This is a genomic window from Pseudomonas sp. AC532 (assembly GCF_979258965.1).
In genome coordinates, this window is sequence record NZ_OZ409888.1 from 521,779 (window position 1) to 537,440 (window position 15,662).

Sequence of the window (15,662 nt, forward strand, 5' to 3'; positions counted from 1 at the left end):
CCCCCGACTTTCGATCCAGGACGCCCCCATCAACCAATGCCTTCGAACCCCTGCAGCTCCTTGAATTCAAAGGCATTGGCCTTGCGCTACCCGGCGCTCGCCGTGGCCATCTGCGCCGTGCTCAGCGGCTGCCAGAGCCTTGACCAACGTTCCCTGGACGCCGCCCCGGCGGTTGATCTGAGTGGCAGAACGCCGCAACAGCCGCTGTGGATCAATGCCTCGGCTCAGGCCGATCAGCCCAGGGATATCTGGGAGCGCGTTCGCTCGGGCTATCAATTGCAGGACGCCATCGGCGTCAACCCCCGCATCGAGCAGCAGCGTCTGTGGTTCGCCAGCAACCCGTCGTTCGTGGAGAAATCCGGCGAGCGCAGCAGCCCCTACATCCACTACATCGTCGAGCGCCTGCAGGAGCGCAACATGCCGATGGAGCTGGCGCTGCTGCCCATGATCGAAAGCGCCTACAACCCCTTTGCCTATTCCCCGGCGGATGCCGTGGGGCTGTGGCAATTCATCCCGTCCACCGGGCGCAGCTTCAACCTGCGTCAAACGCGCTGGTATGACGGCCGGCGCGACGTCACCGCCTCCACCCAGGCCGCCATGGATTACCTGGCGCGCCTGCATGAGATGTTCAACGGCGACTGGCTGCTGGCACTGGCCGCATACAACGCGGGCGAAGGTCGGGTGAGCCGCGCTATCGAGCGCAACCAGAAGCTCGGCCTGCCAACCGACTACTGGAACCTGTCGCTGCCCCAGGAAACCCAGAATTACGTTCCCAAGCTGCTTGCGCTGTCTCAGGTGATCATGGCGCCCAGTGCCTACGGCGTAAGCCTGAGCCCGATCGCCAACGAGCCCTACTTCGAGCAAGTGGAACTCAAGCAGCGCATGGACCTGTCGCGTATCGCCGCGCTGGCCGAAGTGGACGAAGACGAGCTGTACCTGCTCAACCCTGCTTTCAAGAAACGCATCACCATGGACGGCCCGCAGCACCTGCTGGTGCCGACCGAAAAGGTCGAACTGCTCACAGCCAACCTGTCGACCCTCAAACCCGCAGACCTGCAGAACTGGCAGGAATATGTGGTGCGCCCTGGCGATAACCTGCACGGCATTGCCAACCGCTACGAGCTCAGCGTGGCGAGCATCAAGGAGCTCAACCAGATCGCCGGCAATACCCTGCGGGTTGGTCAGCACCTCAATCTGCCGAGCACTGCGCAGCCGCTGCCGGACTCGACGCCACCGCGCACCGCCAACACCGCTGTCGCTTCGCGTAGCTACACCGTGCGCAACGGCGACAACCTGTGGCAGATCGCCCAGGCGCACAAGGTGTCGGTAACCGATCTGCGGCGCTGGAACGCGCTCAAGGGCAACGCCCTGCGTGTTGGCCAGCCCCTCAAGCTGCAGGGCGCGACCGGCAACCAGGCCGTGGCCCGCCTGGAGCGCGATGACGTGACCTATTACAAGGTCCGCAAGGGTGACTCGCTGCACCTGATCGCCAAGCGTTTCAACGTGCAGATGAAGAACCTGCAGAGCTGGAATCCACGAACCGGCAAGGCGCTGAAGCCGGGCCAGGTGCTGACGCTGCGTCTGCCTGACTGAAGTTCATTGCAACACTCTTGATGCACGCGGCTGGAGCCGGCCTTTTTCCTGTACAGACAAGCTGTTACTGTACAGAGATGTTGCCGCTGCGGATCGGATATTGCACTTGAGACGCCCCCTACTCTCGCTGTTTTTCGGCCTGGCCACCAGCTTCCCGGCCCTGGCTACGCTCAGCGAAAGCCACGGCTATGCGCAGTTCGGCACGCTCAAGTATCCCGCCAGCTTCACCCACTTCGACTGGGTCAATCCCGAGGCGCCCAAAGGCGGCACCCTGCGGATCATGGCCGCGGGCAGTTTCGATACCCTCAACCCCTACACCTTCAAGGGCACCAGCCCGGTCGCCACGGCCAATTTCCTGCAATACGGCGTGACCGAGCTGAACGAGCCGCTGATGGTCGGCACCGGGCTGTACGACCCCTCTGGTGACGAACCCGCGTCCAGCTACGGGCTGATCGCCCAGTCCGTCGAATACGCCGAAGACCGCAGCTGGGTGGTGTTCAATCTGCGCCCGGAGGCACGCTTCCATGACGGCAAGCCGATTACCGCCTACGACGTGGCGTTTTCCTACCGGCTGCTGCTCAAGGAAGGCCATCCGCAGTACCGCACCAACCTGCAGGAAGTAAAGCGGGTCGACATCCTCAATCGCCACCGGGTGCGCTTCGTCCTCAAGCGCGCCAACAATCCGCTGCTGATCCTGCGCCTAGGCGAACTGCCGGTGCTGCCGCAGCATTACTGGAAGGACCGCGACTTCAAGGCCACCACCTTCGAGCCACCTTTGGGCAGCGGGCCTTACCGCATCACCCGGGTCAACCCGGGGCGCAGCCTGAGCTTCGAGAGAGTCGGCGACTGGTGGGGCGCCGCCTTGCCGGTCAATCGCGGCAAATACAACTTTGATCGCGTCGAGGTGGACTTCTACCGCGACAGCCACGTCGCCTTCGAAGCCTTCAAGGCTGGTGAATTCGATCTGTACATCGAACAGCAGGCGAAGAACTGGGCCAATAACTATCGCTTTCCGGCGGTCACCCGCGGCGATGTGGTGCGCGCCGAAATTCCCCACCAGATCCCCACCCAGACGCAGGCGCTGTTCATGAACAGCCGGCGCAATACATTTGCGGATGCACGGGTTCGCGAAGCCCTGGGCCTGATGTTCGATTTCGAATGGACCAACCGCAGCCTGTTCAATGGGTCCTATACCCGAGCCGCCAGTTACTACCCCAACAGCGAATTTTCCGCCAAAGGCAAACCAGAAGGCGCGGAGTGGCTGCTGTTGTCAGGGTTTCGGGCTCAACTGCCACCCGCGCTGTTCAATGAGCCGTTTCAGATGCCGGTCACCGATGGCCGCGGCATCCCCCGGGAAACCTTGCGCCGAGCCCTTGGTCTATTGGCCGATGCCGGCTGGAAGCCCTCGGGTCAGCGTTTGCTGAACGATCAGGGCGAGGCGCTGCGCTTCGAGATCCTGTTGGTCAATCCCAACCTCGAGCGCATCCTCCAGCCGTTCACCGAGAACCTCGCGAGCATTGGCATCCAGGCCAATCTGCGCACCGTGGATCGCGCCCAGTACAAGCAGCGTCTGGATCAGTTCGAATTCGACATGATATTGCTGACCCTGCCGCAAACCCTCAGCCCTGGCCTGGAACAGTCGCTGTACTTCCATTCCAGCCAGGCCAGTGTGAAAGGCGGCAAGAATTACGCAGGCGTCAACGACCCCGTCGTCGACGCCCTGCTGGAAAAGTTGCTCTCTGCCCGCAGCCGCGACGAACAGGTGGCCGCGACCCGCGCCATCGATCGCGTGCTGCTGTGGCAGTACTACACCATCCCCAACTGGTACATCGACTATCACCGCCTGGCGTACCGCAACCGCTTTGCCTTCGTCACCACGCCGCCCTACACCCTGGGCCTGCGCACCTGGTGGCTGAAAACCACGGAGAACGCCCAATGACGCATCCACTGCGCTCATTCCTGATGCAGGGCAGCGCCCTGTTGCTGCTCGGCCTCGCCAGCCTCACCCAGGCCGCCCCCCAGCATGCGCTGACGCTCTACGGCGAGCCGCCCAAATACCCGGCCAACTTCAAGCATTTCGACTATGTGAACCCGGATGCCCCCAAGGGCGGCGTCCTGCGCCTGCCGGGCCTCAATGGCTTCGACAGCTTCAACCCGTTCATCCCCAAGGGCAACGCGGCCGATCGCATCGGGCTGATCTACGACACGCTCACCTACCATTCTCCGGACGAGCCCTTCACCGAATACGGGTTGCTCGCCGAGAAGGTCGAAAAGGCACCCGACAACAGTTACGTGCGTTTTTTTCTCAACCCCAAGGCGCGCTTCCACGATGGCAAGCCGGTCACCGCCGAGGACGTGATCTTCACCTTCAACGCCCTGCTCGAACATGGCGACCCCATGTACCGCCACTACTACGCGGACGTCGCCGAGGTAGTCGCCGAGAACCCGCGCACCGTTCGGTTCAGCTTCAAGCACGCCGGCAACCGCGAACTGCCGCTGATTCTCGGCCAGTTGCAGGTGCTGCCAAAGCATTGGTGGGAGGGCCGCGACTTCTCCCGCGGCAGCCTGGAAGTACCGCTGGGCAGCGGGCCGTACCGGATCGCCGGGTTCTCGCCAAACAGCTCGATTCGCTTCGAGCGCGTCAAGGACTGGTGGGCCAAGGACCTGCCCGTGGCGCGCGGGCAATACAACTTCGATGAAATCCGCATCGAGTATTTCCGCGACATGGCCGTAGCGCTGGAAGCCTTCAAGGCCGGCCAGTTCGACGTCAACCTCGAGTACTCGGCCAAGGACTGGGCCACCGGCTACAACTCCCCCGCCCTGCGTGCCGGGCGCTTCGTGCAGGAAGCCTTCCCCAACCGCAACCCGGCTGGCATGCAAGGTTTCGTGTTCAACCTTCGCAAGCCAATGTTCCAGGACGCGCGCGTGCGCGAAGCCATAGCCCTGCTGTTCGACTTCGAATGGGCCAACCGGCAGCTTTTCTACGGCGCCTACAAGCGCACCCACAGCTATTTCGAGAACTCGGAAATGGCTGCCACCGGGCTGCCCAGCGCAGCCGAGCTGAAGCTGCTGGAACCGCTGCGTGGCAAGATCCCCGACAGGGTGTTCACCGAGACCTTCAGCCCTCCGGTCAGCGACGGCACCGGCATCATCCGTGATCAGGCGCGCAAGGCGTACCAGTTGCTCACCGAAGCGGGCTATCGAATCGAAAACGACAAGATGGTCGACGCCCAGGGCAACCCACTGGTTTTCGAGTTCCTCAATACCCAGGCCAACCTGGAACGGGTGATTCTGCCCTTCAAGCGCAACCTCGCCGAACTGGGCATCGAGCTGCAGATTCGCCGCGTCGACGTCTCCCAATACATCAATCGCCTGCGTTCCAGGGATTTCGACATGACCTCGGCGATCTGGCCGCAATCCAGCTCGCCGGGTAACGAGCAACGCGAGTTCTGGCATTCCAGCAGCGCCGATAACCCCGGCAGCCGCAACCTCATCGGCCTGCGCGATCCGGCCATCGACCAACTGGTCGACGGGCTGATCCGCGCCGACTCGCGCGAATCGCTGATCACTCATACGCGAGCCCTGGATCGCGTTCTGCTGTGGGGCAACTACGTGGTGCCCAACTACTATGTCGATGCCTACCGCGTGGCTTACTGGAAACGCTTTGGCCACCCGGAAAAATCGCCGCTGTACGACTACGGCCTGATGACCTGGTGGCAGGAAAAACCGGTCGGTGAAGTGATCACGCCGCAAGACACGCCCACCGCCAAGCAGGAAGAACGCTAGATGCTGGCCTATATCCTGCGGCGCCTGCTGCTGATCATCCCGACTCTGTTCGGCATCCTGGTGATCAACTTCGTGATCATCCAGGCCGCGCCGGGCGGTCCGGTCGAGCAGATGATCGCCAAACTCGAAGGTTTCGATGCCGCATCCGGCGGTGCTACCGGGCGCATCTCCGGCGGCGGTGGCGGCGAAGTCGCCACCGCCGGTTCCAACTACCGCGGCGCCCAGGGCCTCGACCCGGAACTGATCGCCGAAATCGAGAAGATGTACGGTTTCGACAAGTCGGCGCCAGAACGCTTCTGGATCATGCTCAAGAATTACGCCCAGCTGGATTTCGGCGAAAGCTTCTTTCGCGACGCCAAGGTGATCGACCTGATCATGGAAAAGATGCCCGTGTCCATTTCCCTGGGATTATGGAGCACGCTGATCATGTACCTGGTGTCCATCCCGCTGGGTATCGCCAAGGCCACCCGGCATGGCAGCGCCTTCGACGTGTGGACCAGCTCGGCCATCATCATCGGCTACGCGATTCCGGCGTTCCTGTTCGCCATCCTGCTGATCGTGCTGTTCGCCGGCGGCAGCTATTGGGACTGGTTCCCGCTGCGCGGCCTGACGTCCAGCAACTTCGAGCAGTTGAGCCTGGGCGGCAAGATCCTCGACTACTTCTGGCACCTGGCCTTACCCGTCACCGCGCTGGTGATCGGCAACTTCGCCACACTCACCCTGCTCACCAAGAACAGCTTTCTCGACGAGATCAACAAGCAGTACGTGACCACCGCGCGCGCCAAGGGCCTGAGCAACACCCGCGTGCTCTACGGCCATGTGTTTCGCAACGCCATGCTGCTGATCATCGCCGGCTTCCCGGCGGCGTTCATCGGCATCTTCTTCACCGGCTCCCTGCTGATCGAGGTGATCTTCTCCCTCGACGGGCTCGGCCTGCTGAGCTTCGAGGCGGCCATCAACCGTGATTATCCGGTGGTGTTCGGCACCCTGTTCATCTTCACCTTGCTGGGACTGGTCGTGAAACTGATCGGCGACATCACTTACACCCTGGTCGATCCACGGATCGACTTCGAAAGCAGGGAGGCCTGACATGGCATTTTCCCCGCTCAACCAACGCCGCTTCGAGCGCTTCAAGGCGCACAAGCGCGGCTGGTGGTCATTGTGGATCTTCCTTGCCCTGTTCTTCGTGACCCTGGGCGCGGAATTCATCGCCAACGACAAGCCCCTGGTCGTCAGCTATGACGGCGAGCTGTATTTCCCGGTAATCAAGCGCTACCCGGAAACCACCTTCGGTGGCGAGTTCCCGCTGCAGGCCAACTACAAGAGCCCGTACATCCAGGACTTGATCGCGAAAAAGGACGGCTGGATGGTCTGGCCGCCGATTCCATACAGCTACTCCAGCATCAATTACGACCTCAAGGTACCCGCACCAGCGCCGCCGTCGGCTGACAACTGGCTGGGTACCGACGACCAGGGTCGCGACGTGCTGGCGCGGGTCATCTATGGCTTCCGCATTTCCGTGTTGTTCGCCCTGGCACTGACCCTGGCCAGCTCGGTGATCGGCGTCACCGCCGGCGCCTTACAGGGCTTCTATGGCGGCTGGGTGGACCTGACCGGGCAACGCATCCTGGAAGTCTGGTCCGGCCTGCCGGTGCTGTACCTGCTGATCATCCTGGCCAGCTTCGTGCAACCGAACTTCTGGTGGCTGCTGGGCCTGATGCTGCTGTTCTCCTGGATGAGCCTGGTGGATGTGGTGCGCGCCGAGTTCCTGCGTGGCCGCAACCTGGAATACGTGCGTGCCGCTCGCGCACTGGGCATGCGTAACGGCGCCATCATGTTCCGGCACATCCTGCCCAACGCCATGGTGTCGACCATGACCTTCCTGCCGTTCATCGTCACGGGCGCCATCGGCACCCTTACCGCCCTGGACTTCCTGGGCTTCGGCCTGCCGGCCGGTTCGCCGTCGCTCGGTGAGCTGGTCGCCCAGGGCAAGTCCAACCTGCAAGCGCCGTGGCTGGGTATCAGTGCCTTCGCCGTACTGGCCATCATGTTGAGCCTGCTGGTGTTTATCGGCGAGGCGGCTCGCGATGCGTTCGACCCGAGGAAATGACATGAGCCACCCTGATAACCTCGTCGAAATCCGCGACCTCTCCGTCGCCTTCGTCAGTGGTGACAGCCACCGCCAGGTGGTCAACCACATCAGCTTCGACATCCGCCGCGGTGAAACCCTGGCCCTGGTTGGCGAAAGTGGCTCCGGCAAGTCGGTCACCGCCCACTCGATCCTGCGCCTGCTGCCCTACCCCCTCGCCCAGCATCCCAGCGGCACGATCAACTACGATGGCCAGGACCTGCTCAAACTGCCTGAACGCAAACTGCGTGGCATCCGTGGCAACCGCATCGCCATGGTCTTCCAGGAGCCGATGACCTCGCTGAACCCGCTGCACAACATCGAAAAACAGATCAACGAGGTGCTCGCCCTGCACAAGGGCCTGCGCGGCAAGGCCGCTACCCAGCGCACCCTGGAGCTGCTCGAACTGGTCGGCATCCCCGAGCCGCACAAGCGCCTCAAGGCCCTGCCCCACGAGCTGTCCGGCGGGCAACGCCAGCGGGTGATGATCGCCATGGCCCTGGCCAACGAGCCGGAGCTGCTGATCGCCGACGAACCGACCACGGCGCTGGACGTGACGGTGCAATTGAAGATCCTCGAGCTGCTCAAGGAGCTGCAGGCGCGCCTGGGCATGGCCATGCTGATCATCACCCATGACCTCAAGCTGGTACGCCGTATCGCTCAACGCGTGTGCGTGATGCAGAACGGCGAGCTGGTCGAGCAGGCGGACTGCGAGACCCTGTTCAATACTCCCCAGCACCCCTACACCCGCGAACTGCTGGCCGCCGAGCCGGACGGCGAGCCGGTCGCCAGCGAAGACGCCGATACCTTGCTGCGGGTCGAAGACCTGCGCGTCTGGTTCCCGATCAAGAAAGGCTTGCTGCGCCGCACGGTCGATCACGTCAAAGCCGTGGATGGCATCAACTTCAGCCTGCAGCGCGGCCAGACCCTCGGCATCGTCGGCGAAAGCGGCTCGGGGAAATCCACCCTGGGCCTGGCGATCCTGCGCCTGATCGGCAGCCAGGGCGGTATCCGCTTTGGCGAGCACCAGCTGGGCGCCATGTCGCAAGGTGAGGTACGCCCACTGCGCCGGGAAATGCAGGTGGTGTTCCAGGATCCGTTCGGCAGCCTCAGCCCGCGCATGACGGTGGGCATGATCGTCGGTGAGGGCCTGCGCATCCACGGCATGGGCAGCGAGGCGGAACAGGAACAGGCGATCGTCGATGCGCTTCTGGAAGTTGGCCTCGATCCCGAGAGCCGGCACCGCTACCCCCATGAATTCTCCGGTGGCCAGCGGCAACGCATCGCCATCGCCCGCGCCCTGGTGCTCAAGCCCGCGCTGATTCTGCTGGACGAGCCGACCTCGGCCCTCGACCGCACCGTGCAGCGACAGGTGGTCGAACTGCTGCGCTCACTGCAGACCAAGTACAACCTGACCTACCTGTTCATCAGCCATGACCTGGCCGTAGTGCGGGCGCTGAGCCATCAGTTGATGGTGGTCAAGCAGGGCCAGGTGGTCGAACAGGGCGACGCCCAGTCTATCTTCCAGGCTCCTCAGCACCCCTACACCCAGCAACTGCTGGAAGCGGCGTTCCTGTCACCGGCACCAGCGCAGCGCGCGTAACCGCGATGACGATATGAAAAGGCCCTGCCTTCTCGTGAAGCAGCGCCTTTTCATCGGCATCGCCATGTGAACGCCGCACACCGCAGAAACGCAAAGGCCCCGAATAATCGGGGCCTTTGTTCATTCAGGCAAAACCGTCGAGCTTAGAAACGCTCGATATCGGCCTTGCTCTCCAGCTGCTTGCGGAACGCTGCAAAGTCCTGCTGGCCGCTGCGTGATGCGAGGAAACGGCGGTACATGGCCTTTTCCTCATCGCTCAGGGCGGCCTCCGGCTCGCTGACGCCCTTGAGGCGGATGGCCACGAAATCACCATTGCCCAGCGTCACACCGCTGAACTCGGAGGTTTCGCCGCTCGGTTTCGGCATGCGGAACACCGCCTGCAGAACCGCTGGGTCGACACCTTCCTGGTTACGCGTCGCCGCCTCAACCACCTGCCAGTCGCCACCCTCGGCCTGCGCCTTGCCGTCGCGCAGTTCGGCCACCAGCGCCTCGCCTGCGGCCTTGGTCGCCTCGCTGGCACGGGTCTGAGTGAGTTGGGTACGAATGCTCTCGCTCACCTGCTCAAGCGTCAGCTGCTGCGGCTTGAGGTGCTCCTTGACACGGATGACCACCAGCGTGCTCGGATCGAGCTCGATGGCACCGCTGTTGCTGCCATCTTCCAGCACTTCCTGGCTGAAGGCCGCCTGCAGGACCTGACGATTGCCAGTGAGGCCTTCACCGCCCTGACGACCGAACGGCTTGCTGGTTTGCACTTTCAAGCCCAGCTCCTGAGCTGGCTGAGCCAGGTCCGCGGACTCGAACGCCGAATCTTCCAGCTGCTTGGTCGCCTCGACGAAACGCTGCTCGACACGCTGCGCCTTGAGGTCGGCTTCGAGCTTGTCCTTCATGCTGGCCAGTGTCGGGACGTCCGGCGCCTGCACACCGAGCAGTTTGATCAGGTGCCAGCCGAATTCGCTGCGCACCGGTGCCGATACCTGGTCCTTGTCGAGTGCGTACAGCGCGTCTTCGAAGGCCGGATCGTAGACGCCCTTGCCAGCATAGCCGAGGTCTCCACCTTCACTGGCGGAACCTGGATCCTGAGAGAACTCCTTGGCCAGCGCGGCGAAATCTTCGCCCTGCTGGAGGCGTTTCTGCACCTCGTCGATCTTCGCCTTGGCCTGCTCGTCGCTGACGTCACCGCCGACTTCGATGAGAATGTGGGCAGCCTGACGCTGCTCGGCCAGGTTGGCGACTTCAGACTCGTAGGCGGCCTTCAGCTCGTCGTCGCTGATGGTGATCTCGGAGAAGAACGCATCCTTCTTCAATTCGACGTAGTCGATCACCACCTGCTCGGGGCTCATGAACTGGGACTGCTGCGCATCATAGTAGGCTTTGACGTCGTCATCGCTGACCTGCACCGAACCGGCATCCACCTTGAGGGTGCGGGTGGCGAAATCGCGGGTCTGCTTTTCGAGGCGAGCAAAGGCCGCCACTTCTTCGTCAGTGACGAAGCCGCTGCCGGACAGGCCTGCGCGCAGCTGACCGATCAGCATCTCCTGCTCGAGCATCTGGCGAAACTGCATGCGGGTGTAGCCCAGCTGGCGAATCACCTGGTCGAAACGCTCCGTATTGAAACGGCCATCCACCTGGAACTCGGGCGTCTGCACGATGACCTGGTCGAGCGCAGGCTGGGAAAACGCGAACTTGGCATCGGCGGCGCCCTGCAGCAGCAGAGAACGTTCGATCAAGCCTTTCAGCGAGGCATCACGCAGCAGATTCTCGTCCAGCAGCGCGGGGTCGAATTCCTGACCGAGCTGCTGCAACAGCTGGCGACGCTGCATCTCCACAGCTTGATTGAGTTCGTTCTGGCTGATCGCCTCACCATTCACCTCGGCAGCATTCTGGCTGTTGCTGGTGCCGGTAATGATGGCGTCGACGCCCGTGAGCGCCATGAGAACGACGATCAGGCCGATAATGGTCTTGGCAATCCAACCCTGTGAATTGTCCCTGATATTTTGCAGCATGCTTCCCCCAGAACGACCACGTACTAAAAATGGCCGCGCAGCGTGGGTAAATTCCGGATAGAAGAAAGGCGCATCCTGGGATGCGCCTTCTCGTAACGTGCGAAGCGGATCGGGATCATCACATCTACAATCCCCGGCGTGACAGACCCAGTGGTCCTATTGCCGCCCCACAACCGAGCCGGGGTAAACCGACCCGGCGGGCAAAGGCCCGAAGACGCTTAGTTGACGGCGTCTTTCAGTGCTTTACCAGCTTTGAAACCTGGAATCTTGGCAGCAGCGATGCTGATCGGCTTGCCAGTCTGTGGGTTGCGGCCAGTGCGAGCGGCGCGCTCTTTCACAGCGAAAGTACCGAAACCTACCAGTACCACGGAATCACCAGCCTTCAGAGCGCCAGTAACGGATTCAATCACTGCGTCCAGCGCACGGCCGGCTACAGCTTTCGGGATATCAGCAGATGCGGCGATGGCATCGATCAGTTCCGACTTGTTCACTCTAAGTCCCCTTAATTTCGGTTGGGTTTGTTTCTTAATTTTAATGGAAGCGAATCGGGTGCTGGATGGCTGCCGGCACGGTAAGAGCCGCTTTATAGCAAGGGCTCTAAAATTGTGTCAAGGAAGCCACCCGGCTAATGCGTGCTGATTCGCTCCTTGGAATCAGACTCGCGTTTTTCATCCTTTGCAACCAACTCCGGAGCCGCGTCTGGCAAGGGCTCCGGGGCGTATTGCAGCGCAATTTGCAGGACCTCGTCAATCCATTTAACCGGTTTAATCTGCAGGTCCTGCTTGATGTTCTCGGGAATCTCCTTGAGATCGCGGACATTTTCCTGGGGAATGATCACCGTTTTGATGCCGCCACGGTGTGCAGCGAGGAGTTTTTCCTTCAACCCACCAATGGCCAGCACCTGACCACGCAGGGTGATTTCCCCGGTCATGGCCACGTCGGCGCGCACCGGAATCTGCGTCAACGCCGACACCAGCGCGGTGCACATGCCCACGCCGGCACTGGGGCCATCCTTGGGTGTCGCGCCCTCCGGCATATGGATATGAATGTCGCGCTTTTCATAGAAATCGGGGGGCACACCCAGGCTCTTGGCACGGCTGCGCACTACCGTCTGCGCGGCCGTGATGGACTCGACCATCACGTCGCCGAGCGAGCCGGTCTTGATCAGGTTGCCCTTGCCGGGCACCACGGCCGCCTCGATGGTCAACAACTCGCCGCCCACCTGGGTCCATGCCAGCCCCGTCACCTGGCCGATCTGATCCTGCTGCTCGGCAAGGCCGTAGCGGTGCTTGCGCACGCCCAGGAAGTCCTCCAGCGAGTCGGCGGTCACCAGCACGTGGAAGCGTTTCTCCTTGGCGTGCTGCTTGACCGCCCGCCGGCAGACCTTGGCGATCTGCCGTTCCAGGCTACGCACACCCGCTTCCCTGGTGTAGTAACGAATGATGTCGCGTATTGCCCCTTCCTCGAACTCGAGTTCGGTTTTCTTCAGGCCATTGGCCTGAATCTGTTTGGGCGCGAGATACTTGACGGCGATATTGACCTTTTCGTCTTCGGTGTAGCCTGGCAGACGGATCACTTCCATACGGTCCAGCAGGGCTGCCGGAATGTTCATGGAGTTGGCGGTACACAGGAACATCACATCCGACAGGTCGTAATCGACTTCGAGGTAATGATCGTTGAAGTTGTGGTTCTGCTCGGGATCGAGCACCTCGAGCAGCGCCGAAGCCGGGTCGCCGCGCATGTCCTGGCCCATCTTGTCGATCTCGTCGAGCAGGAACAGTGGGTTGCGCACCCCGACCTTGGTCATTTTCTGAATCAGGCGACCCGGCATCGAGCCGATGTAGGTGCGCCGATGACCGCGGATCTCGGCCTCATCGCGCACGCCGCCGAGGGCCATGCGCACGAACTTGCGGTTGGTGGCGCTGGCGATCGACTCGGCCAGGGAGGTCTTGCCGACCCCAGGAGGGCCGACCAGACAGAGCACCGGCCCCTTGAGCTTCTTCACCCGCTTCTGCACGGCGAGATACTCGAGGATGCGTTCCTTGACCTCTTCGAGGCCATAGTGGTCGGCGTCGAGAATGCTTTCAGCGCGAGCCAGATCCAGGCGCACCTTGCTCTGCGCCTTCCACGGCACGTTCACCAGCCAGTCGATGTAGGAGCGCACCACGGTGGCTTCGGCGGACATGGGCGACATCTGCTTGAGCTTGTTCAGCTCGGCCTGGGCCTTGGTGTAGGCCTCCTTGGTCAACCCGGCATTCTCGATACGGCGCTTGAGCTCGTCGAGCTCGTTGTGGCCTTCCTCGCCATCGCCCAGCTCTTTCTGGATGGCCTTCATCTGCTCGTTCAGGTAGTACTCGCGCTGGCTGCGCTCCATCTGCTTCTTGACGCGACCGCGAATCCGCTTCTCGACCTGGAGCAGGTCGATTTCGGCGTCCAGCAAGGCCAGCACGTGTTCGACGCGGGTGGGCAGGTCGACGATCTCGAGGATCTCCTGCTTCTGCTCGATTTTCAGCACCATGTGGGCGGCCATGGTATCGACGAGGCGACTCGGCTCGTCGATGCTGTTGAGCGACGACAGCACCTCGGCAGGCACCTTCTTGCCCAGTTGCACGTACTGCTCGAACTGGCTCAGCAGGCTGCGAGTGAATACCTCGGCCTCACGCTCCGGCGCGTCGATCTCGTCCAGCAGCTGGACTTCGGCACGGCTGTAGCCATCGGCCTCGATGAACTGTTCGATTTCCCCGCGCTGTTCGCCCTCGACCAGCACCTTGACGGTGCCATCGGGCAATTTGAGCAGTTGCAGCACCGTTGCAACGGTGCCGACTCGATAGAGCCCTTCTTCACTCGGTTCATCGTCAGCGGGATTCTTCTGGGCCAGCAGGAGGATCTGCTTTTCCCCATTCATCGCCGCTTCGAGCGCTTCGATGGATTTCTCGCGGCCTACGAAAAGCGGGATGACCATGTGCGGATAGACCACGACATCGCGCAAAGGCAGGAGAGGCAATTCGATGGTTGTCTTCATGATTTAGGCTCTACGGCGGCCTTGCGGCCGTAAACGGTGGGAGTACCCTTGACCCTAAGATGGGGGCAGGCCCGGGAAAAAACAAGCACTGCGATCGGCAAAAGCAAAGGGGCCCGCAGGCCCCTTGCTTTCAACATGTGACAAACGCATTACGCGTCGGGCGCAGCCTTGGCAGGCGGCTCGCTGTTCTCGTAGATCAACAGCGGCTTGGAGGTGCCAGCGATGACGCTCTCGTCGATGACTACCTTGCTGACGTCCGATTGCGACGGAATGTCATACATGGTGTCGAGCAACACACCTTCCAGGATCGAGCGTAGACCACGGGCGCCGGTCTTGCGCTCCAGAGCCTTGAGCGCAACGGCCTTGAGTGCGTCGGGACGGAATTCGAGGTCCACCCCTTCCATCTCGAACAGCTTGCCGTATTGCTTGGTCAGCGCGTTCTTGGGCTCGGTGAGAATCTGTACCAGCGCAGCCTCGTCGAGTTCCTCCAGCGTGGCGATGACCGGCAAACGGCCAACGAACTCGGGAATCAGGCCGAACTTGACCAAATCGTCCGGCTCGATTTCGCGAAGCGACTCGCCGATCTTCTTGTCGGCATCCTTGGTGCGCACCTCGGCACTAAAGCCGATACCACCTTTGGTGGAACGCCCCTGGATGACCTTCTCGATACCGGCGAAGGCACCCCCGCAAATGAACAGGATGTTGCGTGTATCGACCTGCAGGAACTCCTGCTGGGGATGCTTGCGGCCACCCTGCGGCGGAACGGAAGCCACGGTGCCTTCGATCAGCTTCAACAGCGCCTGCTGCACGCCCTCACCCGACACGTCACGGGTAATCGACGGGTTGTCGGACTTGCGGGAAATCTTGTCGATTTCATCGATGTAGACGATGCCCATCTGGGCCTTCTCGACATCGTAATCGCATTTCTGCAACAGCTTCTGAATGATGTTCTCGACGTCCTCACCCACATAGCCTGCTTCGGTCAGGGTGGTGGCATCGGCGATGGTGAAAGGCACATTCAGCAAGCGCGCCAGGGTTTCAGCCAGCAGGGTCTTGCCGGAGCCGGTAGGCCCCAGGAGCAGGATGTTGCTCTTGCCGAGCTCGACGTCATCCTTCTTCTCACGCTGGTTGAGGCGCTTGTAATGGTTGTAGACCGCGACTGCCAGGATCTTCTTCGCACGCTCTTGCCCGATCACGTACTGATCGAGAATCGCGCTGATCTCCTTGGGAGCAGGCAGTTTGTGCGCGCTGCTCTCGGCCTGGGCTTCCTGCACCTCCTCGCGGATGATGTCATTGCACAGGTCGACGCACTCGTCGCAGATAAAAACCGAGGGGCCAGCAATCAATTTGCGTACTTCATGCTGGCTTTTGCCGCAGAAGGAGCAATAAAGCAGCTTGCCGTTGTCCTCGCCGTTGCGGGTGTCAGTCATTCGATCAATCCAATACCGTAGGCTTAAAACACAAGATGGAGCCAAACCGGGGCATTTTCAAGCCCGATGTGCGGCTGGCCGACCATTGTCGACCAGC

Annotated in this window: 10 protein-coding genes; 6 read left to right on the forward strand and 4 right to left on the reverse strand. The window is 61.7% G+C overall.

Going from position 1 to position 15,662, the window contains the following annotated elements; genetic code table 11:
• Window positions 1–36: 36 nt before the first annotated feature.
• The 6 genes from ACZ0AV_RS02515 to ACZ0AV_RS02540 all read left to right on the forward strand — a co-directional run bounded on the left by ACZ0AV_RS02515 (window position 37) and on the right by ACZ0AV_RS02540 (window position 9,110).
• A complete protein-coding gene (locus ACZ0AV_RS02515) occupies window positions 37–1,593 on the forward strand; it encodes a LysM peptidoglycan-binding domain-containing protein (RefSeq protein WP_499149581.1) in 1,557 nt (518 codons plus the stop codon).
• Between the two features lie 106 nt (window positions 1,594–1,699).
• Window positions 1,700–3,532, forward strand: a complete 1,833-nt coding sequence (locus tag ACZ0AV_RS02520; protein ID WP_499149582.1) for an extracellular solute-binding protein — start codon at window positions 1,700–1,702, stop codon at window positions 3,530–3,532.
• Window positions 3,529–5,379: an extracellular solute-binding protein gene (locus ACZ0AV_RS02525; RefSeq protein ID WP_499149583.1), complete on the forward strand. Its 1,851-nt coding sequence runs from the start codon at window positions 3,529–3,531 to the stop codon at window positions 5,377–5,379. Before ACZ0AV_RS02520 ends, ACZ0AV_RS02525 begins: the two co-directional genes overlap by 4 nt.
• Complete coding sequence (locus tag ACZ0AV_RS02530) at window positions 5,380–6,468, forward strand: microcin C ABC transporter permease YejB (protein WP_499149584.1); 1,089 nt, start codon at window positions 5,380–5,382, stop codon at window positions 6,466–6,468.
• Between the two features lies 1 nt (window position 6,469).
• The gene (locus ACZ0AV_RS02535) at window positions 6,470–7,489 is read left to right on the forward strand and encodes an ABC transporter permease (protein ID WP_499149585.1); all 1,020 of its coding nucleotides are present in this window, start codon (window positions 6,470–6,472) and stop codon (window positions 7,487–7,489) included.
• A gap of 1 nt (window position 7,490) precedes the next feature.
• Window positions 7,491–9,110 carry an ABC transporter ATP-binding protein gene (locus ACZ0AV_RS02540; protein WP_499149586.1) on the forward strand — a complete coding sequence of 540 codons (1,620 nt, stop codon included), beginning with the start codon at window positions 7,491–7,493 and terminating at the stop codon, window positions 9,108–9,110.
• Window positions 9,111–9,253: 143 nt separating this feature from the next.
• Here ACZ0AV_RS02540 and ACZ0AV_RS02545 read toward each other — a convergent pair whose 3' ends face one another.
• From ACZ0AV_RS02545 to clpX, 4 genes are all read right to left on the reverse strand, one after another.
• Window positions 9,254–11,113, reverse strand: coding sequence for a SurA N-terminal domain-containing protein (locus ACZ0AV_RS02545; protein WP_499149587.1), 1,860 nt, complete (start codon window positions 11,111–11,113; stop codon window positions 9,254–9,256).
• 218 nt (window positions 11,114–11,331) lie between these two features.
• Window positions 11,332–11,604 (reverse strand): nucleoid-associated protein HU-beta, encoded by a 273-nt coding sequence (hupB, locus tag ACZ0AV_RS02550; RefSeq protein WP_003239952.1) that lies wholly within the window; start codon window positions 11,602–11,604, stop codon window positions 11,332–11,334.
• Between the two features lie 134 nt (window positions 11,605–11,738).
• Window positions 11,739–14,135, reverse strand: coding sequence for an endopeptidase La (gene lon, locus ACZ0AV_RS02555; RefSeq protein WP_499149588.1), 2,397 nt, complete (start codon window positions 14,133–14,135; stop codon window positions 11,739–11,741).
• A gap of 149 nt (window positions 14,136–14,284) precedes the next feature.
• A complete protein-coding gene (clpX, locus tag ACZ0AV_RS02560; RefSeq protein ID WP_499149589.1) occupies window positions 14,285–15,565 on the reverse strand; it encodes an ATP-dependent Clp protease ATP-binding subunit ClpX in 1,281 nt (426 codons plus the stop codon).
• Window positions 15,566–15,662: the final 97 nt, after the last annotated feature.